Genomic DNA, 25,446 nt, shown 5'->3' with positions numbered 1-25,446 from the left:
ATAGTCCTTCTGCGGGTATTTTTCGTGATTAAAACGCAGGCAATACATATTTAAAAAGCCGGACAAAAATAGCCGAATCTCGTTGATTAACATCCCTGCTGGCGGCATTCAGCGGCAAAACCGATGCCTACGGGCATCCAGGTAATCTGTAGATCTCAGTAATTATCTGCATCGTTGCGTCTTCGAGCGTTCCTTCATTACGGCATAAAACCCATTCGTGATTTGCAATCTCTTGCTCAAATGCCCTGGTACAAGCAACGTGTTCTTCCAGCTTATACATCACCGTACTGTTCAGCCCCCGCGAGCGGGCCGCGGCTCTTGCCCATGAAATATCAGGCGCAGTAACCACCCCGACATGCAGGTCAGGTGTTCGCACGTTTTGTTCAATGTTAAGCTGTAAAATCTCTGCAAATGGAATCATCCGGCGAAACGCGGCATCCGACGGATACCAGCGATCCATCAAGATAATGCTGTCCGGTGGCTGTTCAGGCAACACTTGCTGGGAAATCCAGGCACGGCTATCAGCAAAACGTTTACAAATCTCCCATTCCAAATCCAGAGTGGGATTTCTGGCTAGCCTGTTGACGAGGGCCATTGTTTCCCTTCTGAAGGGATCGCTTTTTTTCTCGCAAAGTCGGATCACCTTCTTATTGTCAGCCCTCAATACTTTCGTCATGGCCTCCAACAGTGTGGTTTTACCGGCGCCCTTCGGCCCATCCAGAGAAACAAACAGCTGACGACTCATTCTTCGATTAACAGGCGGTTTTTGTAAAGCTTGCATCTGGCCTTTCCCAATATGTTGCATCGCTGTCAGGCAAACGTTGTCCAGGGGAACAGCGCCTGACAAGGCTGGGGCAACGTGATGTATAGTCCGGCAGCCCCTGTTTGCGATAAAAACCTCGATTATGCGCATAAGGTCGCTCAGGCTTTCCGCGCAGTCCTGGCGAATCTGCCTTAATCAGCTTTCTTTCTGGAGCGAAATGCCGCCACTTTCATGCGGTTGCCGCAGGTGGCCATGCTGCACCAGCGTCGACGGTGAGATTTACTCAGGTCGTGGAACAGCAGAATGCAGTCATGGGCCTCGCACTGACGAACGAATTCGAATTTCTCGCTGGTGATCAGACTCACCAGCGCATCGGCAATAGGCCAGAGAAGGCCGGACGGGCTTCTGGTATTTTGATAAACGGCGATCCGGAAGTGCTGCACGTCGTCGTGCCATTCCAGCTTCCTGATTGGGCATCCCACCTCAAGCACCCGATTAATTACGGCCAGTTCTGCCGGAGCACCGCTTATGGCGGCGTGCACAATATTCCTTGCCGTGTCGCGAAGTTCACGCGCCTCGGTAAGCAGTCCATCCGGTAGCTGTTGGCCATTGATGTCGGGCAACACTTCGGCCCTACTCAGCCAGTCGGCAACGCTTTGATCATCAATAAAACAATCATGACGTTTATCGTCCACGCCATATTCGCTGTTAATGAAATCAAGGGCCAGGTTATCAGCCAGAAACGGGGCGTCGGAAAAAGTGCTGTCTGAATTCATGCTGCTATGTAACCCATAAATTTTTTCTGGCAGGTTACCAAAAATACATGTAACCTTCAAATTCAAACTTTAATGGTTACAGGTGATAATCATGACCGTTTCTCATTCAATTGCCGCCGCGGCAGTAAATCCGGTTCACTACCGCTACGAACAGGTTGATAACGTTAAGATTTTCTACCGCGAAGCCGGTAATCCAAAAGCGCCCACGATAATGCTGCTTCACGGCTTTGCGGCCTCATCCTTCATGTTCCGCGACCTAATCCCCGCACTTGCCGATCGCTATCACGTCATCGCGCCAGATCTGCCGGCGTTCGGCTTTACCGAAGCGCCGGCACGAGATGAGTACGCCTATACTTTCAACCAGCTGGCGAAAACCATCGGACTGTTCACCGAACAGCTTAAGCTGACTACCTACGCGCTTATGGTTCACGACTACGGCGCTCCGGTGGGCTGGCGTCTTGCTTTTGCACATCCGCAGCGTGTGACCGCCATCATTTCCCAGAACGGCAACGCTTATGAGGAAGGACTGGGCGAGAGCTGGGCACCTATCCGGAAGTACTGGCACGAACCCACGCAGCAGAACCGGCATGCCCTGCATGACTTTCCGACACCGGCCTCGATTAAGTGGCAATACCTTGAGGGCGTTGCCGATAAGAGTTCCGTTTCGCCAGATGGATACACTTTGGAAGGAGTGCAAATATCGCGACCGGGCAATGCGGATATCCAACTCGATCTGCTGCTGGATTACGCCTCGAATGTGGCAATGTATCCTGACTTCCAGAAGTACTTCCGCGAGGCTCAGCCCCCTCTGCTGGCGGTTTGGGGAAAAAACGATCCGTTTTTCCTTCCAGCTGGCGCAGAGGCCTGGAAACGCGATCTTCCCAATGCGGACATTCGCTTCTACGACACCGGACACTTCGCGCTGGAAACCCACGGCAAGGAAATTATTCCTGCTATCCATGCGTTTCTGGATAAAAATATTCAGTAAAGAAGACGCTTATGGATGTTGCCAGGGATCTGGCTTAGCGCGGCTGAAGAACTGCTAAATCTGGGCAACTAATGGTTTTAGCCGGAGGCGCTCGGTTTTAAGCGCGGGGATTGGCTACGTGACCGCCTTCACGGACAATTGGCTGAGCACCTGCCAGTCCCATTCCGCTGGTACCGCCAGTGACAAGTCTGCGCTCTGCTGAGATTAGGCAATAAACGGAATGCCGCTGGCGCTTAGTTTGCAATGAGCGAAAAGCGGACGTTAGCCTCACACAGATAATGGAAGCTCTCTAAAATTAGATCCGTATATTTATTTGTGAAGACGGAGGGGGTCCTGACATGCCCCCGATATTAGATACAACCGTCGGTCAGTAGAGTCGGTTTGTTGACCCGTTCCCTGCATGGAGACTTAAACATCACGCTATCAGCGCTGCTGCCGTGTCATAAATAGTTTGTAATCAGGATGAGCCCTGAGATGTCCATGCTCCGGCTGGTTTGCATGGCAGGCAATACAAAGCACTGCCAGATTTTCGCTCCTGTTGTCATTCTTTAAACCATTGCGATGGTGAACATGGAGGAATCGAGAATCATCCTTGCTGAAAGATTGATGGCAGGATTCGCATTTGTGCCCACGTTTATGTCTGATCTCCTTTGACAATTTAGGCCAGTCTTTTGAATAGATATTAAGTGGCGCAGTAGTTGAAGTATGTAAGGTTTTTTTCCCGATCAAATCGCGAGGGTATTTCTCAAAAAATTCAGGTAGCGAAAAAACGTCAACTCGATTCTGCCTTTCCATACGTGACAGACCAGGTATGCTAAACCCCTTCCAGTGGATCTTGTCGAGACAGTTCTGGCATACATTTAATCTTACTTGTTGCGACACTACTTCTTCCCGATCAATGATGTTGACTTTAAACTCACCGGAGGTCGTTTGTGCAACAACATATCGGTCAAATCGTGCGTTTTTCTGCATCTTTTCGAGAGTCTGGCAATATGCCAGATGAAATCTTGGCATCCTCGTATCACCCGCGATAGAAGATACATCTCTAATATGTAAAAGACCTCGATAGCCTTGGTAGAGTAACGTCCCATCCTCATGGACGCTGATTTCATCGAGATCAATTTCGACGCCGCCGGCATTCAATTGATCCATAATGTTGCTTTTAGAAGAAATGGGGGCCAGCACAAAGTTATCCGTCAGCGGGGCTCCCATTTTCTCTCGCAAAGTATTCAGTGGCGACCAGTTGAGAAAATCAGGTAACTTAAAACTCATTTTTTAGATAATTTCTCTGCAATAAGATCCATTTTTTCGCTGGCATTGGTAACGATGCGAAATTCAACGCGCTGGTTCGCCGCCTGCGATGACTCATGTAAGAGAGGATGGGAGGAAGAAAGACCATTTGCTGTCACATGCTGAAAAAGCCATTTTCCGTCGCCCTGCACTTTTGGCAATGACATCAGATATTCAAGCGTGCTACGAGTCCTTGCCTGAGAGAGTTCCATGTTTTTAAAATAAGCCTGTCTTTCATCCAGCGCTCCACTCCAGAAAGCGCTTGTATGTCCTTCAATACGTATTTCCTTAACGGCGCCCCTGTATTTTTCTGACGTCAGCAGCGCGATGTAACGTGGGAAAAACTTACCAAGCACTTCTCTAAAACGAGGTCTTAATTCTGACGAGCCTGTGGCGAAAAGGACGGAGGGATCGTTAAAACGGATAGTCATATCCCCCAAAATTTCAGCATTCCATTGCTTCAGGTCTTTCGCAAATTCTTTCTGCAGGGCCATCTGCAAATCACGCTTCGTGACTTCATACTCTTTTACAACAAGCGTCGTTGTTTGCTCTACGCGAAGCATAAATGCAGCAGTCAGTAGCATGAACACCATCATTAAGCCCGTCATAAGGTCCGCGAGGGGTATCCAATAAGATTGGTTGCTCTGTTCTAAATTCATATTTTTCTCACGTCGCTGAAGCGATACGCACAACATCCCTCAGACGTTCGGTCAAAGGGGTATAATCGGCTACGAATTTTTCGGAAAGGGAGGCAAGCTGCCGACCAAGAGTTTCGAGACTCTTTGTCAGTTCCTCCTGCAACCCTGTATCCAGAGCGACAACGCTTTGGCGGATCTTGTCTACTGACTGGGTAAGTTCTGAATTAACTTCCGACCGTGACTGACTGAGCGTCTCCGTTAAGAAATGTTTTATTTCCGTGGAGAAGGATTGTGCCTGGGTACCAAAATCGCTGACAATATCACTCACATCATTCTGTAATTTTGCAACGCCCAACGTCATTGAGGTGGTCATTTCATCAATTTTTCGTGAGAACTGAGGTGTGACGTCTTTCATCTGCAATAATACTTCACTCATGGAACGCTGAGACTGATCGATCTCCCCATGCTGCCGGGCCAGATTCACCAGCGTTTCCTCTAACGCGTCGGCGGTCCGGGCAAAACTGGATGCCTGCCCGATAAACGACGCGAGTCCCAGTGAAGCTTCTTTAAGATCCCCGGCTGAAGATTTTTGCAAACTCTGTAACGTGTCGAGCTCCTCTTTATACTGCTGCTGCCAGACGACCAGTTTTTCTACACTTGCGTTCAGGTGTTTAAAATTATCGCCAAACTGCTCATTAATCTGCGCATTAAAATCATGAATAACTCCCTTCAGCGCCTCAATAAGTGCCTTAGAGCCATTCTCGGCCATTTTCTGAGAAAAAGTATCAAAGGCGCTGCGCAGTGTGCGTAATTCATCTACCTGTTCCTGACGCATTAATTTTAGCTGTGTCAGAAGACTACTATCTTCCTTACCGGCAAGGCTCTGCTGAAGTGCGTGAGTGGCAGCAACTACATCATCCAGAGTCGCAGCTTTAGGAGTACCGGCAGTTTGGGGAATGGGTTTTTTCTGGAAATAGTGCCTTGCTCTGATAATAAGCGAACCACCGACACCACTTAATGAAGCAAGGAATGCTGTCTTCACCCCTTCAAGCAGGTGAGGTACGCTTTCTGCCACATTGGTTGAATCAAAATGCAGCAGCGAAGTTGCAATACCCGCAAAACAACCGAGAATACCAACAGTAGTGAGTATTTCTGGACCATGAACAATGGCAAACCTGTCAAAGCGTATAAAAGCAAAAAATATCGTCAGGGCCAGGTTAACTAATACGAAACTGTTGGTAATAGGATCTGATGTAATGGTACTGAGCGTTACAGACGCTGCGGCGTACGACACGCAAGGAATGAATAGCAGCGGAAGCAGAAATGTTTTTTTCATCGTTATCAAAGGAAGTGAGTTCTAAGTTTATTAACTTGCGTGTGAGCGCCTGACTTGCGTGCAGGCCGTAATTTGCGGATCATAGTACTCCGTTTTTTTATAGATTTTAAGTATCGTTTCATTTAAATGATTGATAGCCTGTATTTAAGTCACAGCGAAAATGAAATCCTTTAACCTGCGCCCAACCCAATCTCAAATTGCTCTGGTTAATCGGGCTGGCAGCAAGAAGATAAAATCATTCTCCGGCAACAGCTATCAATTGGCGCCAGGTTTCAGCAAATAATAGCTGGCTACCCGTTGCTTAAGATGTCATTCCGTCTGGAACTGGGGCGTTGCCGCAGAAGCATTCCAGGCTCGTTGTTTATGGAGCTGCCGCAGTTGAGCTTCAACGGGAGATAATGATGAAGCGTCTGAATGATAGCCAATACTGCTGACTTCAATTCGCTAACGGTCATGGATTGTCCCCGCTTCTCATTCAGGCTGTGCAGCTTGTCAGTTAAGAGGTGAAGTTTTTCTGTTGTCTCCTGCCAGGTGTAGGCTACACAGGCATGCCATCGCTGGTTTTAAGTATTTCGTCTTTTTTCATTAAAAGCGTTCCATCATAGTTAAACACCACTCGCATTCTATTTCTGAGTCCTCTGCCAGAGCATGCTGTGTTATTTAGCTTCCAGGACAGGATCAGGCTGAGCTGCTCGAGTCTAAAGTATTGCTGGAAATGGATGCCGCCTGGGTTTCACACGGGGGTCAGGATCCGGTACGCTTCCTGAAAAAATACCCGGGCCGTGTTTATGCTATTCATGCGAAAGATAACGCATCAATTGGCATTCGCGATGATGAAATGAACTTTGCGCCGCTGGGCGAAGGATTGCTGGACTGGCAAGCTATTCTGCCTGCGGCAAAAGAGAGCGGCGTGAAGTGGTTTATTATCGAACACGATAAGCCCAAAGATGCCTGGAGCATTATTACCACCTCTCATCGTAATCTGAGCGCGGCGCTCAACAAGCTGGCAAACTGATTTACGGCTCAGGCGCTGGCACGTTGGATTAACTGCCAGCTCATCATCACCCGCTGCGCCGCCGAGGCAGGATGATCAATTTTATGCCGCAGCAGCGTAAATGCCTGGCGGCCAATATCACGTGATGGTTGAGAAAGCGTCGTCAGCGGCGGCGAGACCATTTCCGCAAGGTCGGTGCCGTCAAACCCCGCCACGGCAATGTCCTGCGGCACGTTCAGCCCGGCTTCCTGGATAGCCGACATCGCGCCAGCCGCCAGCACGTCCGAAACGGCGAACACCGCATCCGGTCTCTCCCCGCCCTGTAAAAGTGCCTGCATAGCGTGTTTGCCCGCGCTAAAACTCAGTTCGCTGGCATAGCTCAGCGCCTGCCAGCCGAGCTGCAGCTGACCGAGCGCCTGCTGATAACCTTGCAGACGTAGCTGCGCATATTTATAGCTAAGATCGTGATTAATCAGCGCAATCCGCTGGCGTCCTTTTCCTGCCAGATAGCGCACCATCTCCTGGGAAGCCTCAGCATCACTGATCCCCACGCAGGAAATCTCGCCGGCATCGGCATATTCCGCACACTGTACCCACGGCGTCGCGCCAATCAGCCGGGTCAGCTCAGGGAGTTTACTGAAGGCGTCCATGGTGATGATGCCATCCACCATTTTGCCCGCGAGCAGTTGCAGGCTGGAACGTGAGCGTTCGATATCTGACCCGGAATTACAGAGCAAAATGCGATAACCGTTTTTTTCGGCCTGCTCTTCAATGCCTTTGACCACTTCAGCACAAAACGGATTGGAAATATCCGACACCATAACCAGCACCATTGAGCTGCGCGCCGTGCGCAGCTGTCGGGCTAAAAGATTAGGCTGATAGTTACTTTCATTGATGGCTTGCAGGACTTTTTCACGGTTTTTTTCCTTCACGGAATCGCTGTTGTTCAGCACCCGAGAAACCGTTGCGACCGACACGCCCGCCAGACGGGCGATTTTTTGAATGGACATGAAGTTGCGTTTCCTGCAAGCAATTGAATAAGGCAGATTACCATAAAATCCCCCGATCCAATAAGTTAGCCCGGCATCAGCCGGGCAGGTACTTAAGGCAAGACGTTTACCCAACGTTGCTGGTGATGACTGGTTACAATCGCATCGACAATCGACATAACCTGCGCACCTTCGTAAAAGGTCGCGAAGCTGGCCTCTCCTCGCAGAGGCGGTTTACCCTGCTCTACCGCCTGATAAAACTTCTGCATCATATTGCGAAACGCATCGGGCCAGCCCTCAATATGACCACCGGGAAAACGTGCCTGCCCGGCAACGTCGCGGTTTAACAGGGAAGGATCATCGGTGAAAATTTGATTAGGCTGATGCCGGTGGCCGATCCACAGCTGCTGAGGCGTTTCCTGATCCCAGGCAACCGAAGCATTGCTGCCATTCAGCTCAAAGCTGAGACGATTTTTACGCCCGGCGGAGACCTGCGATACGCTAAAGCAGCCTTTGCTGCCATCATCAAAACGGAACAGCACAAACCCCATATCTTCCGTGGTAACGTCACGGGCTTCATAATGCGTTTCTGCATGCTGAGCGCCGAAGGTGGCGCTTCCGCTCACGCTGGCTTTGCGTGTTGGCCAGACCGTGGCAAGATCGGCCATGACGGCAACGATTTTTTTACCCGTCACAAACTGCACGGTGTCGCACCAATGCGAGCCAATATCTGCTACCGCGCGGGAAACGCCGCCTTTATCCGCATCAACCCGCCAGTTGTAATCCGTTTCTTCCAGCATCCAGTCCTGTAAATAACCGCCCTGCGCTGAAAACAGACGTCCCGCCTCGCCGTTTCTCATCATGCTCGCCGCCTGCTGCACCATCGCGAACTGGCGATAAACAAAGCTGACGCCATGGACTACCCCAGCCTGTTCAGCCCGTTCAACCAGCTCACGGGCTTCCTCCATCGACAGGCATAATGGCTTTTCGGAAAAAACATGCTTGCCGGCACGAAGGATTTGCCGGTTGATTTCAGCATGCAGATGGTTCGGCGTGCAGTTATGGATCACATCCAGCCCGTTATGCTGCAAAAACGCCGCCACGTTGCTAAAAGCAAAAGGCACGTTTAGTTTTGCCGCATCCTGCTGCGCAGAGCGCTGAGTCGCACCACAAATCGCCACAATGTTGATATTGCCAAGTCGCCGCAGTGCCTCAATGTGTGCCGGACCAATAAACCCGGTGCCGATAATTCCCACGTTGATCATCTCAGACCCCTTTATCCAAACCTAACTGCGCACGTACAGTTGCCTGCGAATCGCTCTGCGCGGCAAAATCATCAAAGTTGCGTTCAGCAACGGGGATAATATGGTGCCGAATAAATTCAGCGCCCTCCCGCGCCCCGGTCTCGCTCTCTTTCAAACAGCATTCCCATTCCAGCACCGCCCAGCCGTCGTAATCATACTGCGCCAGCCTGCTGAAAATACCTTTGAAATCAACCTGGCCATCGCCTGGCGAGCGAAAACGTCCGGCCCGCTCCAGCCAGCGTTGATAGCCGCCGTAGACGCCGCTGCGTCCGTTGGGCAAATACTCAGCATCCTTCACATGAAAAGCTTTAATCCGCTGATGATAAATGTCGATATACTGTAAATAATCAATGTGTTGCAGATGAAGATGGCTGGGATCGTACAGGATGTTGCAGCGTGGATGGTTATCCACCAGCGCCAGAAAACGTTCGAAAGTGACGCCGTCGTGCAAATCTTCACCCGGATGAATTTCATAACAAAGATCCACGCCGTGGCGATCAAACTCATTAAGTAGTGGCTGCCAGCGACGCGCCAGCTCGGCAAAGGCTTCGTTGAGCAGCTGTGGGTTATGCGGCGGCCAGGGGTAGAGATAGGGCCAGGCCAACGAGCCGGAAAAGGTGGCGTGCGCCTTCAGCCCCAGCTTCGCCGATGCCGCTGCCGCCAGTTTTACCCGGTTGATGGCCCATTCGGTGCGCTTAGCCGGATCCCCCCTCAGGGCTTGCGGGGCAAAGCCATCAAATGCCGCATCGTGAGCCGGATGCACGGCAACCAGCTGTCCCTCCAGATGCGTCGACAGTTCACTGACTTCCAGCCCATAGTTTGCCAGCAGTCCGCCCACCTCATCACAGTAAGTCTGGCTTGTCGCAGCACGCTCAAGATCGAAAATCGCCGGATGATTACAGGGGATCTGTAACGCTTTATAACCCAACCCGGATGACCATTGCGCCAGCCCTTCCAGCGAGTTAAACGGCGCTTGCTGACCAATAAACTGCGACAGGAAAATACCCGGTCCTTTTAACGTTTTCACGTCCACCTCCGTTCAAAAAAATTGCCTCAGTCCCGATATCTGAAAGAAAAGAGGAACAAAATGGCGATCGCCGCCGCAGCCACGGCCGGGATCCACCAGAAAATTGCCCAGTTCTGCGCGGTCGCCTGTCCGGCGACCAGAAGGTTGTAAAGCGCGCCGGAAATCTGCGATCCAAGCAGCATGCCGATTCCGTAGGTGAACATCACAATCATGCTCTGCGCCTGCCCTTTCACCTTTTCTCCGGCAATGCGGTCGGTGTAAATAAACCCCACGACGAAGAAAAAGTCGTAGCAGATACCGTGCAGTAAAATTCCCATGTAGATCAGCGTCCGGCTCTCGTCGCCCATTCCCAGCGCGAAAAAGACATAGCGCAGAAACCAGGCGCACATGCCCGCCAGCAGCATGTATTTAACGCCAAGCCGACGAAACAGCAGCGGGATCACCAGCATGAAGAAGATTTCGGACATCTGACCAAACGACATCACTGTACTGACATTTTCAACGCCCGCATCCGCCAGCCACGAGGCGGTATAGGCGTAGTAGGTGCCGAGCGGGATGGAAATCAGCATGGCGCACAGCGAGAAGATAAAGAAATGACGGATTTTCAGCAGCGCGAAAGCATCGGCGCAGAACAGATCGCGCGGACGGAACGGCATGCCTTTAGCCGGTGCCGGAGTATGTGGCAACGTCAGGCTGTAGAGAGCCAGCAAAACCGAACAGGCCGCCGCAACCATAAACACGGATGCACTGGCTGATATACCGGTTACGCCGATAAAGATCCCGGCGGCAATCCAGCCGATGGTGCCAAACACACGCACTACCGGAAAGCTTTTATCGCTGCTGACAAGGCTGTGAAAAGCGATGTTATTGCTAAGCGCAAGCGTGGGCATAAAGCATAAGGTATAGCCGAACAGCAAAGCGATCAGCAGCGCGCCGTTTTCACTGGCTAACGCCTGAGGAACAAACCAGAGGATCACCGCGCCAGCGAGGTTCATTACCGCCATCACCTTCTGTGATGGAAAGAAGCGGTCGACTAACATCCCCAGCACAAAGGGTGACAGAATCGACGCGACAGGCCCTGCCGAAAAGGCATCCCCGATCAGCAGTGACATATTATGTTGCGTCATCACCAGCCCCAGAGTGACGGACCAACTTCCCCAGATAAAAAACTGCACAAACATCATTAAAGCAAGACGCGGCACCAGCAATCTGGGCTGGACTGCCAGCTGTGCAGATCCTTGTGTTGGAGAGACCATAACTACCTCCAGAAAAAGTAATCGATTACATTGTAGATAATTTAAAAGTAATCGATTACAAAAAAGCGATCTTTTGTCTGGATCACACTTCGTAAATGATTTGCGCCACGCCTGAGCGAAAAGTAATTAACTCACTGACCGATAACCTCTTCCCTGACGGACTATTAATGAATGCTGTTCATGGCCGCTAGCGTATTAGGCCCTCTAATCAATCCAATCGCCCTGCGCTATGCTTTTCAGCGATCACTTTCGAGGACACTCCCGTGCAAACGACAAAACTAAACAACGGTATTGACATGCCCCTGCTGGGCTTCGGCGTCTTCCAGATGACGGATGCCAGCGAATGCGAACGCGCGGTGATTGACGCGATTGAAACCGGCTATCGCTTAATTGATACCGCGGCCTCTTATCAGAACGAAACGCAGGTGGGAAATGCGCTTAAACAGAGCGGCGTGGCGCGTGAAGATCTGTTTATCACGACCAAACTCTGGTTGCAGGACGCCAGCTACGAAGGCGCGAAAGCGCAGTTTGAGCGTTCACTGAACCGCCTGCAGCTGGATCATGTCGATCTCTATCTGATCCACCAGCCCTATGGCGATGTTCACGGTGCCTGGCGTGCGATGGAAGAGCTGCATCAGGCGGGAAAAATTCGGGCGATTGGCGTCAGCAATTTCCAGCCGGACAGGCTGGCTGACCTGATGGCCTTTAATCGTATCGTCCCCGCCGTAAACCAGATCGAAGTAAACCCATTTAACCAGCAGCTGCACGCCGTGCCGTGGATGCAGAGCCGTGGCATTCAGCCGGAAGCCTGGGCGCCCTTTGCAGAAGGTAAAAACGGTCTGTTCCAGCATCCGCTATTAGCCAGCATCGGTGAAAAGCACGGCAAAAGCATCGGTCAGGTTGTCCTGCGCTGGATTTATCAGCGCGGCATTGTGTCGCTGGCGAAAACAGTCCGTAAAGCGCGCATGGAAGAGAACATCAACATTATGGACTTTGAACTTAGCAGTGAAGAGTTAACGCGCATCACCGCGCTGGACACGGCGACCAGCGCCTTCTTCTCTCATCGCGATCCCGCGAGGGTGGAGTGGCTGACCGGCCGCAAGCTGGATGTCTGATCCTTTAACCTAAACCGCGAGGAACTTAGCAATGCAAAAACGCTATCTCGGTCATTCCGGCCTTGAAGTCTCAGCAATAGGTCTGGGCTGTATGGGGCTGAGCCACGGCTACGGGCCGGCGACGGATACCCGTCAGGCCGTAGAATTAATTCGTGCTGCGGTTGAACGCGGCGTGACACTTTTCGATACGGCCGAGGTGTATGGCCCCTATCTGAATGAAGACGTTGTCGGCGAAGCCTTAAAACCCTTCCGCGACCGGGTGGTGATTGCCACCAAATTTGGCTTTACCTTTGGTGACGATAACAAGCAGCAGATCCTGAACAGCCGACCGGAGCATATTCGTGCAGCGGTGGAAGGCTCACTGCGTCGTCTCAAAACCGAGGTTATCGATCTGCTTTATCAGCACCGTGTCGATCCTGAGGTGCCCATTGAAGACGTGGCCGGCGTGGTAAAAGATCTGATTGCCGAAGGTAAGGTTAAACACTTTGGCCTGTCTGAAGCAGGTGCACAAACCGTCCGCCGCGCGCATGCGGTACAGCCCGTCGCCGCGCTGCAAAGCGAATACTCCCTGTGGTGGCGCGAGCCTGAGCAGGAAATCATGCCGATGCTGGAAGAGCTGGGGATCGGGTTTGTTCCTTTCAGCCCGCTGGGCAAAGGTTTTCTGACCGGCGCGATCAACGCGGGCACGATTTTCGGCGAAGATGATTTCCGCAGTAAAGTCCCGCGCTTTGCCGCTGAAGCGATTGAAGCCAACGAAAAACTGGTGGCGCTGCTGACCGATCTCGCCGCTGAAAGAGGCGTGACGCCGGCGCAAATTGCCCTGGCCTGGCTGCTGGCAAAGAAACCGTGGATTGTGCCTATTCCTGGCACCACTAAACTGCATCGTCTGGAGGAGAACCTGCATGCGGCAAATATCACGCTTGCCGCCGATGACTTGCGCAAAATCAGCCAGGCGCTCGAAACGGTGAAAATTGTTGGCGACCGTTATCCGGCGTCATTACAGGCCCGCGTTGGGCGTTAAGACCTTTCTGGCTTGCGGGCAGCCGCAGGCCATTTTCAGGAGGCGTTGCACAAGCTGACTTCGCGTTTCAGACGTCGTTACCGCCCGCCTGCAAAATATCTTTTCTCACCCGAAACAAACCTGCCTTCTGTCCATGACCACGCCCCTCGCCTTTTTTGCAAATCGTAATAATAACGTTATGTAATGATTGTTAAGCGCACCGCAGGCAAAGACGTTTCCCCCTGCTAGCCTTAAATCGCGGCCGCAGAGCCAGGGACACCTTCCCTTTTTTCTGTGAGGTATCGGTATGACCGACCCTGTCATTACAGACGTTTTCAAATTCGTGGCGGTCAGGCCTGCCGACCTGATTACCGACGCGCAAACCGATCTGCACTTTATTCACGATACCCGGCTTAACACTTCTTTCGGTGAGCGCACGCTGAATGGGCTGGCGCGCAAACTGGCAACGCCTGCTCAGGCATTAGCGTTTTATCAGGCTGGAGACATCAAGGCGCTACAACCCTTAAGCGATCGGCGCGATGAACTGCTGGCAGCCTACCGCGCTCGTCCGGCAGAGGAACCGCTACCGCCGCAGGAAGACGACCCTGACGCACCGCCAACTACCGACGACAAGTCCGATAAGGATATCGAAGAACAGTCGGCTAACGCCTTCGATCTGCTGTATGCCGCCTGGATGAGTGGCCCGGATGCGGGTAAACGTCTGCCGATAGCCATGGATGCTCTGCGTCTGCTGCACTATTTGCGTCTGCGTCAGCAAGACAAGCTGCCGGACGTCGCTTCAGCGCGTGCGGCATTACAGGCAAGTCCGCTCATCCCGCCAGGCTTAAGTGCTTTTACGCCTGCATCGGAGACAACAGATCATCATGCAGCGGAAGAGCGAAAGCTGGCGGCTGAACAGCTGGCCAGCGCGGAACAAGCCAGACTGCGTCCGCTGTTTGAGGAATATGCCACCACCCAGCGCCTGCTTTCGCTCACCGAGGGCGACAGCGGTAGCCGGTTGCCGGTACGTCAGACCAGCAGCGAAGTGACTAACGGCAGCCAGCGGCTGATGCTTTCTAATCAGGTACGCTTTGGTGAAGTCATGGGCCTGCAAACGCCTGTTCAGGCACGCTCGTTGATGAAACGACTGACGTTGAATGACAGCAGCAGCCTGCCACAGGCCCATACCATCTTAAAAAATCATCTGCAAAAACTAAATCGTCAGCTGGCACTGCTTCCTGCCAGCGCGTCGCTTAAAACGCTGGTTCAGGAATACCAGCTAACCGAAATCGGCAAACTGATCCCCGCCGATTCCCCGGTAATTTTTGCGGGTCAGGCAGAATCGGCGGCAGATGTTGATATGTCCGGTAAACTCACGCCGCTGGGCATTGGCGATCTTCTGGTCGTAAAACAGCAGCTAATCGCCTATCAGCCTGGCGAAGTCGCACACATTGAAAACGTGTTGAAAGGTGAGTTTCGCGAACGTACTCATCGCATGCTTGATCGCACCGAAACGATTCTGTTCAGCTCAACGGAAGATAACCAAAGCGTGGAACGTGACACGCAGTCTACCGACCGTTTTGAGCTGAAAAAAGAGGCTGAAAAGACCGTCAAAGAAGAGATGAGCGTCAGCGCCGGGGTAACGGTAACGGGCGGCTATGGGCCAGTGAAAATTACCGCTCAGGGCGATTTCGCCTATAAGACCGCCAGCGAGGAGTCGACAAAAAACAGCAGTACTTTCGCCCATGAGGTCATCGACCGGTCAATCAGCAAAATAGAAAAGAAAATCAAAACCGAGCGCACCGATAAAACCTTTCATGAAGTGGAAGAGACTAACAAACACGGTATTGATAATAAGGACGGAGACCAACACATTACCGGCGTTTACCGTTGGGTGGATAAGCAGTATCACGCGCAGATTTATAATTACGGGCGACGGCTGATGCTGGAGTTTATTCTGCCGGAACCGGCAGCCTACTACCGCGCTTCACAGCGTAAACAGGCTGTCGAGGTTGCCGGACTGACGCCACCGGTGCCTTTTCTCGATCTCAACGGGCATGAACTGACAGCGGAAGATATTACCGAAAACAATTACCAGATTTTCGCCAGCCGCTACAACGCCACTGTTGAACCCCCGCCTCCCGCCTGGACCTATGTTGGCACCTCCATCGATCAGAGCGGTATTCAGGACGGCGCAACCGTTTCTAAATCGGTGAAGGATCTGGTGATCGCCGATGGCTATCAGCTCCAGATGTTTACCGTCACTGCCGCCGTAACCTGGCATAATTATCCGCAGTTTATTCTGCAATTTGGCGAATGGGGCTGGCATGTTTTAAATAATACCCACACCTACCACGCCAGCCACATTGAGAGAGGGATGAATCCGCTTGATTACATGACGCTCAGCGGAGAAGCGCTGGCCCCGACAGGCATCGTGCCGCTGAGTGTGGCAGGCTACGATGTGAATGCCTATGCCGTGAACGTGGCGGCAAACTGCATCCGCACGCCTGAAAAATATCAAAAGTGGCAGTCCACTTCTTTCGCCGCGATTTATACCGCCTGGCAGGCATTGAAAACCGCTTACGATCAAAAAGTCACCCAGGCTCAGGCAGCGGCAGATGCGGTCATTATCGAAGGGCGCAACCCGGCAGCTAATCTGGAAATTGAGAAATGCGAACTGAAAAAGCTCTGCATTACGATGATGACCGGCCAGCATTTTAATCAGTTTGACGCCATGACCAGCCCTGAGGATCAGCCGAAAGATTTGCCGGAAATGAAGCCGCTGGAAGCCTTAAAAGAAGGCCGTTATATCCAGTTTTTTGAACAGGCGTTTGACTGGCCACAGCTGACCTGGCTCTATTATCCCTATTTTTGGGGACGCAAAAAAAACTGGGTCGGGGTCAGTAATCTGACCGACAGCGATGCGCTTTTCGCCAGCTTTCTGCAAGCTGGCGCTGCGCGCGTTATCGTGCCGGTTCCTTTAGAGTACAGCGCGGCGGTACTCTTTTTCCTGCAAAAAAACAGCCAGCCGGGGCTCCCGCTGGAAAGCAAACTGTGGCTGGGCGGCGAGCCGCCGACGCTTGACGATCCCGAATATAAATCCATCGTTAATGAGATCCGTAAGCGCACCGACGATCTCTACGGCGCACAAGCGGTCGAGCCGAAAGCGCAAAACGGCTGGGATTTTACGCTGCCGACGACGCTGGTATGGCTGCAAAGCGATGCCGCATTACCTGCCTTTCCCCTGACGATTTAAGGCGGCGCTGTGAGTGAACATCCTGATGGCGGCGTGCTCAGCACGACTGAATTTGATGTTTTATGCGGCGGCAACCGGGTCAAAGTGCCGCCACGTACCGCAATCCCCTGGCTGGCCCAGTGCTATGCCGCCGCGCTGTATCGCAACGATTTTCGCCGCCGCTATCCCGGGGGAGAAATCTACCCGGAATCGGATATTCGGCTGGTCGGCACCGGCCAGGCGTTTACCGATCGTGCGCTGGCGATCATTGTTAAAGAGCTGCGAAACTACTATGCAAAAAACAAAAGAAACAGAGACCTGATCGCGAAAGGCAGACCGCCCGCTGAACTGACCGAAGGCCGTGCTTTGCGGCCTGACGTACTGGGACTGGCGCTGGATAATTATCAGGCCACTATCGTTTGTGAGTTACTGGAAGTGAGTACGGTCGATCAGGCGGAAAACACCATTAAAGGCGATCTGGAACCCAAGCTGGCGCTGCTGCGCGGGCCGGTAAAAACCTTCGTTGATGACTGGTTAAGCGGTCTGGCGTTGAACAGCTCAGCACCAAAAGCGTTCATCGCCAACGGTGCACCATGGATTATTCCGCCAGAACTGATGATTGTGCCCATTTTTCCCCAGCCCGGCACGGCGATAGCATCGTTTAAATACCGCTGGATTTGTTTCGGGCCGACCTACAATTATCGGCCGATGCCGATTGGCAACTTCCAGCTGGAAGATCCCGCTTCGCCTGCCCGTGGCCTGATCCTCTATAGCTATCATGAAGCCGTCAGGGGCGCGCCCGTGCCGGTTGAGGTTTTCGAGAAGCTAACAAAATGGCTGGAGGAACAAAAAAAAAGGGAAACCCGTCTGGAGCTGCTGCCGCTGGGCGATTATCACCAGTACTGGCGTGATAATTCCGCCGACCTGAAAAGAATGCTCGGCTACCTGGCCGTTGGCGTAACCGCCGTCGCCGTCGTGGCGCTGGCCATTTTTCTCGCACCGGTGGTAGCCGGTGCCGCTTCGGCTCTGCTCAGCAACCTTGCGCTGGCGGCCACTGCCGAAGCCACCGCGCTGGAGATGGGCGCCGTTATCGCCGCCCTCTCCAACACCCTTCCCGCACTTATGCGCACCGCACATAACATCCTGAGTTCCGCAAATAATATGGGCAGCCTGGCTACGGTCAGGTGAGAATGGTCTCTATATTACTCCACGTGAGGTTATTGTCATTTTTAATTAAACTTCATCTTATTTATAATTTAAAAAAACTTCACCTGTCATTCCAGGATAATAACCCTCACTTTTTTGTACTATACTTAACAGGCTGTATTTCCACAAAAAACAAAGGGGGCGACGTGAAGGAACTCTTTCATGCTGATTATTTGAGATTGATAACATCATTCACATTCTGGGGAAACATCCTGCTGGTAGTGGTTATTACTGCCGTTACTTTTTTCATCATCACTAAACTTATCTCTATACTGCAAAAGCGCGTGGCCTATTGGGCAACCAATAACGATAACCGCGTCGCGCACAAAGTGTTTCTCGACGTATTAAAAAGAACACGCGTTATGTTAATTCTTTTCGCTTCTTTTTTATTTAGCCTGCAATTTATTGTTTTACCCGGCCGGGTCAGCGGCAGTATTCCGCACGCCTGGTTCCTGGTGGTGGCAATACAGATTGCCTTGTGGCTGGATCAGGCCGTACAGTCATGGCTACGCTACTCCCTCACGCTTTCAGGCCCCGATCATCACCGTAATCCCGTTACCACGATTATTCTGGGATTATTGTGTCGTGCCCTTGTCTGGTCGGTAATGATACTGTCGATTCTGGCTAACGCGGGCGTAAATATTACCGCGCTGGTCGCGAGCCTTGGCGTGGGGGGGATTGCCATTGCGCTGGCTGTACAAACCGTGCTTAGCGATCTGTTTGCCTCGCTCTCGATAGGCATTGATAAACCTTTTGAAATTGGCGACTTTGTGGTGTTTAACGACGTTGCCGGAACCATTGAACATATTGGCTTAAAAACAACGCGCATCCGCAGCCTGAGCGGAGAGCAGATCGTTTGCGCTAACGCTATTCTGCTTCAGCAAACTATTCATAATTATAAAAGGATGCAAACGCGCAGGATTGTCTTTAATTTCGGCGTGCCGCTGGCGACGCCCGCAGAAAAATTACGTCAGATTGGCCCGATGATCGAAGGTGTCATTAACAAGATTGAGAAAACCCAGTTCGACCGTGCACATCTGGCTTCTTTTGAAGCGGACCGCATTATGTTTGAAGTGGTGCATATTCTTAAGTTTTCTGATTACAATCAGTATATGGATATCCAGCAGGAAATTAATATCCGTATCAAGGAATATCTGGAAGAAACCGGCATCGGACTGGCGTGTCCGCATCGCCTTGTGACCTTTACCTCCCCCGTGCCGGTCGAAAGCGTGGAAATGTAATCATCGGCAGTTACGCTAAGCCAACAGGTGGTTAAAAAGGCCGGGCGCTTGTGGAATTAAATCTGATCCGCAAGCGCCTTCGCGCTATATTATCGGCTCACTGAAAACAGTGTCAGCAAAGAATCGGCCTGATTATTCATGGAGTGATAATGAGCGACTTGCAACGCAATCGGCGGCGGAAACGCCCGATGAAATTGAGTACTTCCGTCAGTTTGATGGTCAGCGCAGCGATTGCTGCGGTATTACTGGTTGTCCATCTGTTCTACTTTTTACAGATCAGTCAGATCACCCGCGACGGCGTCAGGGATAAAGCGCTGGCGGTGGCACGCACCCTGGCTGATTCGGCGGAAATACAACGCGGCCTGCGCTTGCCTTCTGACAGCAATATCATTCAGCCTCTGACGCAGGCCGTTCAGCAAAGTAATGACCTGCTGTTCGTGGTGGTCACCGATATGCAGGGCATCCGCTTTTCACACCCCAATAAAAAGGCAATTAGTCAGCATTTTATTGGTGACGATCTGCAACCTGCGCTGGCCGGAAAGGAAAACGTCGCGATAAATCGCGGCCAGCTCGCTGAAGCCCTGCGGGTATTCACCCCGGTCTACGATGAGCAGCATCGGCAAATCGGCGTGGTGGCTATCGGCATCTCATTAAGCGAAGTTACGCATCAAATCAACAAGAGCCGCTGGTACATTCTCTGGACGGTGTTATTTGGTCTTGTCGCCGGAGCGATCGGCACCTGGTGTCTGGTAAAAGCCTTAAGGCGTATTCTGTTTGGGCTGGAGCCCTATGAAATCTCCACTCTCTTTGAGCAGCGCCAGGCGATGCTGCAATCCATTAAGGAAGGGGTGATTGCCGTTAACGATCGCGCGCAGGTGACGCTGACTAACCGGGCCGCCCGCCAGCTGTTTTTGGAAACCGGCGCGCAGCAGGCGCTAAACGGCAACAGCAGCGATATGATCGACCGGGCCGCGCCTCTGCTGACCCATTTACGGGAGGTGTTAGCCGACGGCGTGCCGAAACGGGACGTCGAGATCAACTTCAAAGGCCGGGTTCTGATCAGCAACACCATGCCGGTGAAAAGCAACGACGTTATTATTGGCGCTATCTGTACCTTCCGTGACAAAACCGAAGTGAGTCAGCTGATGCTGCGACTCGACGGCATGGTGAATTACGCCGATGCATTACGCGAGCGCTCTCACGAATTTATGAACAAGCTGCACGTTATTCTTGGCCTGCTGCATATGAAAAGTTATGCCAGGCTGGAAGACTATATTTTGAAAACGGCCAGTAAATATCAGAATGAAATTGGCTCGCTGCTGCTGCGGATCAAATCGCCGGTGATTGCGGGCTTTCTGTTGAGTAAGATCAATCGGGCCTCGGATCTGGGCCACCGGTTGACCATCAATGAAGACAGCGATTTGCCCGACAGCGGCAGTGAACAGCAGGTGGCAACGCTGATTACCGTGCTGGGTAACCTGATTGAAAACGCCCTGGATGCCGCCGGCGAATCCGAAGGTGAAATTACCGTGCTTCTGCATTATCAGAACGGTTCTCTCGCCTGCGTGGTAAGCGATGACGGGCCGGGTATTCCTGCCGAGCGGCTTGATGCTATCTTTGATAAAGGTTTCTCGTCGAAGGGCGATAATCGAGGGGTGGGGTTATTCCTTGCCAGACAACAAACCGAAAGCCTTGGCGGAAAAATTGCTGTAGAGTCCGAACCCGATGTTTATACCCAATTTTTTGTCCAACTGCCCTGGGATGGAGAAAGTAAAATCGCATGATCAATGTTTTAGTCGTCGATGATGATGCCATGGTGGCCGAGCTAAACCGCGTCTACATCAGCCAGCTGGAGGGATTTACCTGCTGCGGCGTCGCGTCGACTTTGCAGCAGGCCAAAGAGTGGGTGCAGCATGGCAATGTCGACCTGATTTTGCTGGATATTTATATGCAGCAGGATAACGGACTGGATTTGCTGCCGGAGCTGCGCGCGGCAAAGCGTGCTATCGATGTGATTGTCATTTCTTCAGCGGCGGATGCCAGCACCATTAAGCAGTCGCTGCATTATGGCGTGGTCGATTATTTGATTAAGCCATTCCAGTTTTCACGCTTTGAAGAAGCGCTGACCGGCTGGCGGCAAAAAAAATTGTTGATGGATAACCAGCAATATTATCAGCAGGCGGACGTTGACCGACTGATCCATGGCGACAATACGGTCAGCGATAATAAACGGCTGCCGAAAGGCCTGACGCCGCAAACGCTGCGTACGCTGTGCCAGTGGATTGATGCGCACCCGGCAGAAGAGTTTTCAACCGATGAACTGGCTGCCGCAGTTAATATCTCGCGCGTTTCCTGCCGTAAATACCTTATCTGGCTGGCGCAGATCCATATTTTATTTACCAGCATTCACTACGGTGCGACGGGCCGTCCGGTCTATCGTTACCGGTTACAGCCGGAATACAGCGCGTTACTCAAGCAGTACTGTCAGTAACTGCATTAAGCCGGTAATCCTGGTGTAACAGTTGGAAGCTGAACTGCCGCCGTGAGGAACAAATCACCTGACGGTCTTTGGTAACAAAAATAGCTTCAATCTGCGGGTTCTGGCCCAGGTAAGCCAGACCTTGCCGGACACCCATGCCGTACAGCAGCGTGGTAAAGATGTCGCCGTCTATCGAGTGCTCACAAATCACGGTGACGCTAAGCAGTTCGTTATCCAGCGGATAGCCGGTAGCGGGATCGAGAATATGATGATAGCGGCGTCCGTTCAGCTCGAAATAGCGTTCATAGACGCCAGAGGTCACCACCGATTTACTGCTGACGTGGATGACGCCAATCAACGCATCCGGCCCGGCGAAGGGTTGCTGCAAGCCAATCGCCCAACCCTGCCCTGCCTCATCCGGCGCGCCCAGCGTCTGAACATTACCACCCAGATTAATCAGCGCCCGCGTCACGCCCTGCTGACGTAAAAAATCCCTGACCACATCGGCGATATAGCCCTTGGCTATCGCGCCCAGATCGATTTCCATCCCTGCTTTACGCAGAAATACCGTCTGCGCCTGCTCATCCAGCTGCACATCGGCCGGATCCGTTAGCGTTAGCAGGCGTTGCAGTTCTGCTGCGGGCGGCACGCTGTTGCCCTGAAAACCGATCTTCCAGCGTTTGACTATCGGCCCAATGGTAAAATTAAAGCAGCCGTTCAGCTGACTAACGGCTTTCGCCTGCTTAATTAGCTGGAAAACCGGCGCGCAGACGCTGACTGCCTGCTGGCCTGCGGCATGGTTAACGGCCATCACTTCAGACTCCGCCCGGTTCACGGTCAGCAGATTTTCCTGATGTTTGATCAGACGAAACACCTGTGCAGCAAGGGCCTGGTCATCAACAAACAGTTTGAGAAGGATTGGCGATCCCATCAGGACCGCCGAATAAGAAACCTGCTCCTGAACCATGGTTCGCCTCGTTAACGCAGCGCGTGAGCGGCTGCGTTATGGCCTGCCAGCGTGCCGAAGATAATGATATCGGCCACCGCGTTGCCGCCAATGCGGTTCGCGCCGTGAATACCGCCAACCACTTCGCCAGCCGCCCAGGCACCGCTGATGACCTGTTTTTGCGCATCCAGCACGGCGGTATCGGCATTGATAGTGACGCCGCCCATGGTGTGATGCACGCCCGGCGCGATACGGATGGCATAGAACGGTCCCTGATTGAGCGGGTGACGCAGCGCGGTTTTACGACCGAAGTCTTCATCTTCCTGTTTATCAACGAACAGATTGTAGCGTTCCAGCGTCGCCAGCAGCGTATGGAAATTCATATTTAGCCTGGTGGCAAGCTCCTGCGGTGAAGGCGCACTGACCACAAAGCCTTTGGCAATATACTCATCTGCCGCCTTGTTGTTTTTTCTTACCTGTTCATCAAAAATCACCCAGGCGCTTTTTTCCGGCAGCGCGATAATGGCGGCAGAGACTTTGTCACGGGTTTCCATTTCGTTAAAGAAGCGATTCCCTTCCTGACTGACCAGGATTGCACCGCCACCACGAATCGCTTCAGAGATCAGATAAGACGTGGTTTGTTCTACGGTCGGGTGAATCTGGATCTCGCCCATATCGACCGTGTCCGCGCCAATGTTTTGCAGCATGGCGATACCGCTGCCGGTTGCGCCTTTATGGTTAGTCGTCACAAAGCCGTCCAGCTCGGGGCGATATTTCACCACCATTTCACGATTGGCGCTGAAACCGCCGGTGGCAACAATCACGCTTTTCGCGTTAAGAATGCGGCTGTCGTTGTATTCATCAACCACTTTAACGCCCGTTACCGCACCGTTTTCAAAAATGATTTCTGCAACCGAGGTCTCCAGCAGCACTTCAATTTCACGCTTGTTAATATTTTTTACCAGTCCACTGATCAAAAAGCCGCCAACCGCTGAGCGATCGGCCGGACGGTGGGTGCGGTCAATGCTCATGCCGCCGGTAATGGTGATGTCGTTCAGTTCAATATCTTTGGCCGCCAGCCATTCAATCGCTTCGGGTGCCAGCTCAACAAACTCTTTCAGCAGCACGGGATTGTTTTTGAACTGGCCGCCTTTCAGCGTTTCCTGATAGAACAGCTCTTTGCTGTCGACAATGCCTTTCAGCTTCTGGAAACGGGTTTCCGCCGCGTTCATCCCTACCGAGGCTTTAATGGTGTTGCCGCCAATGGTCGGCATCTTCTCAATAATCACCACGCGGGCACCTTCGTCGTGCGCCTGAATCGCGGCGGCCAGGCCTGCGCCACCGCTGCCCACCACGACCACATCGTAGTTTTGCGGCGCTTGTGGATTACCCCCTTCATCAATGACCTGCTCTTTACTGGAGGTGGCCAGCGCGCGCGAAACCGCTTTTTTCAGTGCTTCACTCTGTGTGGTTGCGCCGGTGACGGCATCAACGTGCGGGCTGTTGGCCACCAGGATGCGGCTACGCAGGCTTTCAAAGGTCGTGGTAAAATCGACATCCAGCGTATCGTCCGGCACCAGCATGATATCGGTGATGCGGTCCGTATCCAGCGTGACGTTGATTTTTAGCTTCAGCGCCTCGGCTTCGACTTTTTCCTGATACACGCCAGCTTTGTATTTGCGCCCGGTCGCGCTCATATCGCGGATCATTGCGTCAACCAGCGAGAAGCGCCACAGCGGTTCAGGAATGTTCAGCTCTTCACGCTTATTGCTGTCAATAAACAGCTCAAGATGCTCGTTGTTAACAATGCGGTCTGTCCAGTCCGGGTAAGCGATGCAGGCTTTACCCACTGCCACCAGATCAAAACCGTGTTCGAGCGCGTTTTCGGCGTCGGCTTTGTTCACCACGCCACCCACACCAATCACCGGGATTTTCGCCAGCGTAGCGGAACGCTGAGCGAGGAATTTGGTAATCAGCGGCGTAGGATCGTTACGCTCGACGATGGAAGGACGCAGCAGCTGGCCAACGGAGAAGTGAACGTAATCCAGCCCACGCGCCGCCAGTTTTTCCAGCAAATACATTGTGTCGTCAAAACGGATGCCGGGAACTTCCAGCTCTTCTGGTGAGAAACGATAGCCGATAATAAATGAAGCATCTGCGAAGCGTTCGGCCATTTTATGCGTGATTTCTAACACTTCCAGTGGGAAACGCGCCCGGTTGTCGCGGCTGCCACCCCACTTATCGTCACGCTGGTTGGAATTAGGAGAGTAAAACTGCTGGATCAGGTAAGTGTTGGCGCCATGAAGTTCGACACCGTCAAAACCGGCTTTGATGGCACGGTTAACCGCATCACCAAACTTAGTAATCATCACATCGACTTCGTCAGCGGTCAGCGCTTGCGGTGTCGTGGCGCCTTCACGCGGCGCGGCGATCGCGCTGGGCCCAACCGGCGTTCTGCCGCCAATCAGCTCGGGTTCCACCATTCTGCCGCCGTGGTAGATCTGTAAAATCGCTTTGGAGCCTTTCGATTTAATGGCCGAGGCGATTTTACTCAGTCCTGAGATTTTGTTGTCGCTGTCGATGCCGATCGCGCCAGGAAATGCCGGGCCTTTGGGGTCAATAAAAGCGCATTCAACGATCACTGTGCCAATGCTGCCAGCACGGTCACGATAATACTCCACCAGCTCACTGGTTACAGTGCCGTCGTAAAAACCGGTACAGGTGGTCATTGGCGCCATCACTAAACGGTTTTTCAGCACCGCACCTTTTGGCAGCGTCAGAGGATTAAGGATCGGGGTTAGCGTATTCATTATTATCAACTCCAAAATTAAAAAATTTTTAGATTCTGTGCGGACGCGCTATT

At 52.3% G+C, this 25,446-nt stretch carries 20 protein-coding genes and 3 pseudogenes; 10 read left to right on the top strand and 13 right to left on the bottom strand.

What is annotated here, in order from left to right:
* Positions 1-127 precede the first annotated feature (127 nt).
* Positions 128-745: a dTMP kinase gene (locus EHV07_RS09035; protein WP_147200578.1), complete on the bottom strand. Its 618-nt coding sequence runs from the start codon at positions 743-745 to the stop codon at positions 128-130.
* Between the two features lie 99 nt (positions 746-844).
* On the opposite strand from EHV07_RS09035, the pseudogene EHV07_RS09030 reads away from it, so the two are divergent.
* A pseudogene (locus EHV07_RS09030) lies at positions 845-928 on the top strand (hypothetical protein); the annotation flags it as partial.
* A gap of 26 nt (positions 929-954) precedes the next feature.
* On the opposite strand, the gene EHV07_RS09025 reads toward EHV07_RS09030, so the two are convergent.
* Positions 955-1,539 (bottom strand): ABATE domain-containing protein, encoded by a 585-nt coding sequence (locus tag EHV07_RS09025; protein WP_147197132.1) that lies wholly within the window; start codon positions 1,537-1,539, stop codon positions 955-957.
* A gap of 91 nt (positions 1,540-1,630) precedes the next feature.
* Here EHV07_RS09025 and EHV07_RS09020 point away from each other — a divergent pair, with 91 nt between their 5' ends.
* Positions 1,631-2,527, top strand: a complete 897-nt coding sequence (locus EHV07_RS09020) for an alpha/beta fold hydrolase (protein ID WP_147197130.1) — start codon at positions 1,631-1,633, stop codon at positions 2,525-2,527.
* Positions 2,528-2,639: 112 nt separating this feature from the next.
* On the opposite strand, the pseudogene EHV07_RS25155 reads toward EHV07_RS09020, so the two are convergent.
* The 5 genes and pseudogenes from EHV07_RS25155 to EHV07_RS25150 form a co-directional block, all read right to left on the bottom strand.
* Positions 2,640-2,732: pseudogene (locus tag EHV07_RS25155) on the bottom strand (oxidoreductase); the annotation flags it as partial.
* 218 nt (positions 2,733-2,950) lie between these two features.
* A complete protein-coding gene (locus tag EHV07_RS09010) occupies positions 2,951-3,799 on the bottom strand; it encodes an HNH endonuclease (RefSeq protein ID WP_147197128.1) in 849 nt (282 codons plus the stop codon).
* Positions 3,796-4,476, bottom strand: a complete 681-nt coding sequence (locus EHV07_RS09005) for an OmpA family protein (protein ID WP_147197126.1) — start codon at positions 4,474-4,476, stop codon at positions 3,796-3,798. Before EHV07_RS09005 ends, EHV07_RS09010 begins: the two co-directional genes overlap by 4 nt.
* Before the next feature lie 7 nt (positions 4,477-4,483).
* Positions 4,484-5,791, bottom strand: a complete 1,308-nt coding sequence (locus tag EHV07_RS09000; RefSeq protein ID WP_147197124.1) for a hypothetical protein — start codon at positions 5,789-5,791, stop codon at positions 4,484-4,486.
* A 290-nt stretch (positions 5,792-6,081) separates the two neighbouring features.
* A complete protein-coding gene (locus EHV07_RS25150) occupies positions 6,082-6,270 on the bottom strand; it encodes a hypothetical protein (protein ID WP_371419685.1) in 189 nt (62 codons plus the stop codon).
* 224 nt (positions 6,271-6,494) lie between these two features.
* On the opposite strand from EHV07_RS25150, the pseudogene EHV07_RS08990 reads away from it, so the two are divergent.
* A pseudogene (locus EHV07_RS08990) lies at positions 6,495-6,806 on the top strand (sugar phosphate isomerase/epimerase family protein); the annotation flags it as partial.
* An 8-nt stretch (positions 6,807-6,814) separates the two neighbouring features.
* On the opposite strand, the gene EHV07_RS08985 reads toward EHV07_RS08990, so the two are convergent.
* From EHV07_RS08985 to EHV07_RS08970, 4 genes are all read right to left on the bottom strand, one after another.
* A complete protein-coding gene (locus EHV07_RS08985; protein WP_147197122.1) occupies positions 6,815-7,795 on the bottom strand; it encodes a LacI family DNA-binding transcriptional regulator in 981 nt (326 codons plus the stop codon).
* A 92-nt stretch (positions 7,796-7,887) separates the two neighbouring features.
* Entirely contained in the window at positions 7,888-9,039 is a 1,152-nt protein-coding gene (locus EHV07_RS08980; RefSeq protein WP_147197120.1) for a Gfo/Idh/MocA family protein, read from the bottom strand.
* A gap of 1 nt (position 9,040) precedes the next feature.
* A complete protein-coding gene (locus EHV07_RS08975) occupies positions 9,041-10,105 on the bottom strand; it encodes a sugar phosphate isomerase/epimerase (protein WP_147197118.1) in 1,065 nt (354 codons plus the stop codon).
* Between the two features lie 26 nt (positions 10,106-10,131).
* Entirely contained in the window at positions 10,132-11,361 is a 1,230-nt protein-coding gene (locus EHV07_RS08970; RefSeq protein WP_147197116.1) for an MFS transporter, read from the bottom strand.
* Between the two features lie 263 nt (positions 11,362-11,624).
* Here EHV07_RS08970 and EHV07_RS08965 point away from each other — a divergent pair, with 263 nt between their 5' ends.
* The 7 genes from EHV07_RS08965 (at position 11,625) to dcuR (ending at position 21,649) form a co-directional block, all read left to right on the top strand.
* Entirely contained in the window at positions 11,625-12,476 is an 852-nt protein-coding gene (locus EHV07_RS08965) for an aldo/keto reductase (RefSeq protein ID WP_147197113.1), read from the top strand.
* Positions 12,477-12,507: 31 nt separating this feature from the next.
* Complete coding sequence (locus tag EHV07_RS08960; RefSeq protein WP_147197111.1) at positions 12,508-13,497, top strand: aldo/keto reductase; 990 nt, start codon at positions 12,508-12,510, stop codon at positions 13,495-13,497.
* A gap of 286 nt (positions 13,498-13,783) precedes the next feature.
* A complete protein-coding gene (locus EHV07_RS08955) occupies positions 13,784-16,732 on the top strand; it encodes a hypothetical protein (protein WP_147197109.1) in 2,949 nt (982 codons plus the stop codon).
* A gap of 9 nt (positions 16,733-16,741) precedes the next feature.
* Positions 16,742-17,899 carry a hypothetical protein gene (locus EHV07_RS08950; protein WP_147197107.1) on the top strand — a complete coding sequence of 386 codons (1,158 nt, stop codon included), beginning with the start codon at positions 16,742-16,744 and terminating at the stop codon, positions 17,897-17,899.
* Between the two features lie 164 nt (positions 17,900-18,063).
* Positions 18,064-19,158 (top strand): mechanosensitive ion channel family protein, encoded by a 1,095-nt coding sequence (locus tag EHV07_RS08945; protein WP_147197104.1) that lies wholly within the window; start codon positions 18,064-18,066, stop codon positions 19,156-19,158.
* 149 nt (positions 19,159-19,307) lie between these two features.
* The gene (locus EHV07_RS08940) at positions 19,308-20,942 is read left to right on the top strand and encodes a sensor histidine kinase (RefSeq protein WP_147197102.1); all 1,635 of its coding nucleotides are present in this window, start codon (positions 19,308-19,310) and stop codon (positions 20,940-20,942) included.
* Positions 20,939-21,649, top strand: a complete 711-nt coding sequence (gene dcuR, locus EHV07_RS08935) for a two-component system response regulator DcuR (protein ID WP_147197100.1) — start codon at positions 20,939-20,941, stop codon at positions 21,647-21,649. Before EHV07_RS08940 ends, dcuR begins: the two co-directional genes overlap by 4 nt.
* Here dcuR and EHV07_RS08930 read toward each other — a convergent pair.
* Together EHV07_RS08930 and EHV07_RS08925 are read right to left on the bottom strand one after the other, a co-directional pair.
* Positions 21,630-22,604, bottom strand: coding sequence for an FAD:protein FMN transferase (locus tag EHV07_RS08930; RefSeq protein WP_147197098.1), 975 nt, complete (start codon positions 22,602-22,604; stop codon positions 21,630-21,632). The genes dcuR and EHV07_RS08930 overlap by 20 nt on opposite strands.
* 11 nt (positions 22,605-22,615) lie before the next feature.
* Positions 22,616-25,393, bottom strand: a complete 2,778-nt coding sequence (locus EHV07_RS08925) for a flavocytochrome c (RefSeq protein ID WP_147197096.1) — start codon at positions 25,391-25,393, stop codon at positions 22,616-22,618.
* Positions 25,394-25,446 lie beyond the last annotated feature (53 nt).

The sequence above is a fragment of the Pantoea sp. CCBC3-3-1 genome (genome assembly GCF_007981265.1).
In the GTDB taxonomy this organism is placed as follows: Bacteria; Pseudomonadota; Gammaproteobacteria; order Enterobacterales; family Enterobacteriaceae; genus Erwinia.
Note: the sequence above shows the minus strand (reverse complement) of the source record. Positions and strands in the feature narration are given on the sequence as shown.

Coding starts and splice junctions, on each gene's coding strand:
- EHV07_RS09025 (WP_147197132.1), bottom strand. CDS start 1,539: ATGAATTCAGACAGCACTTTTTCCGACGCCCCGTTTCTGGCTGATAAC.
- EHV07_RS08985 (WP_147197122.1), bottom strand. CDS start 7,795: ATGTCCATTCAAAAAATCGCCCGTCTGGCGGGCGTGTCGGTCGCAACG.
- dcuR (WP_147197100.1), top strand. CDS start 20,939: ATGATCAATGTTTTAGTCGTCGATGATGATGCCATGGTGGCCGAGCTA.
- EHV07_RS08980 (WP_147197120.1), bottom strand. CDS start 9,039: ATGATCAACGTGGGAATTATCGGCACCGGGTTTATTGGTCCGGCACAC.
- EHV07_RS09000 (WP_147197124.1), bottom strand. CDS start 5,791: ATGAAAAAAACATTTCTGCTTCCGCTGCTATTCATTCCTTGCGTGTCG.
- EHV07_RS09020 (WP_147197130.1), top strand. CDS start 1,631: ATGACCGTTTCTCATTCAATTGCCGCCGCGGCAGTAAATCCGGTTCAC.
- EHV07_RS09010 (WP_147197128.1), bottom strand. CDS start 3,799: ATGAGTTTTAAGTTACCTGATTTTCTCAACTGGTCGCCACTGAATACT.
- EHV07_RS09005 (WP_147197126.1), bottom strand. CDS start 4,476: ATGAATTTAGAACAGAGCAACCAATCTTATTGGATACCCCTCGCGGAC.
- EHV07_RS08960 (WP_147197111.1), top strand. CDS start 12,508: ATGCAAAAACGCTATCTCGGTCATTCCGGCCTTGAAGTCTCAGCAATA.
- EHV07_RS08930 (WP_147197098.1), bottom strand. CDS start 22,604: ATGGTTCAGGAGCAGGTTTCTTATTCGGCGGTCCTGATGGGATCGCCA.
- EHV07_RS08940 (WP_147197102.1), top strand. CDS start 19,308: ATGAGCGACTTGCAACGCAATCGGCGGCGGAAACGCCCGATGAAATTG.
- EHV07_RS08925 (WP_147197096.1), bottom strand. CDS start 25,393: ATGAATACGCTAACCCCGATCCTTAATCCTCTGACGCTGCCAAAAGGT.
- EHV07_RS08970 (WP_147197116.1), bottom strand. CDS start 11,361: ATGGTCTCTCCAACACAAGGATCTGCACAGCTGGCAGTCCAGCCCAGA.
- EHV07_RS08955 (WP_147197109.1), top strand. CDS start 13,784: ATGACCGACCCTGTCATTACAGACGTTTTCAAATTCGTGGCGGTCAGG.
- EHV07_RS09035 (WP_147200578.1), bottom strand. CDS start 745: ATGAGTCGTCAGCTGTTTGTTTCTCTGGATGGGCCGAAGGGCGCCGGT.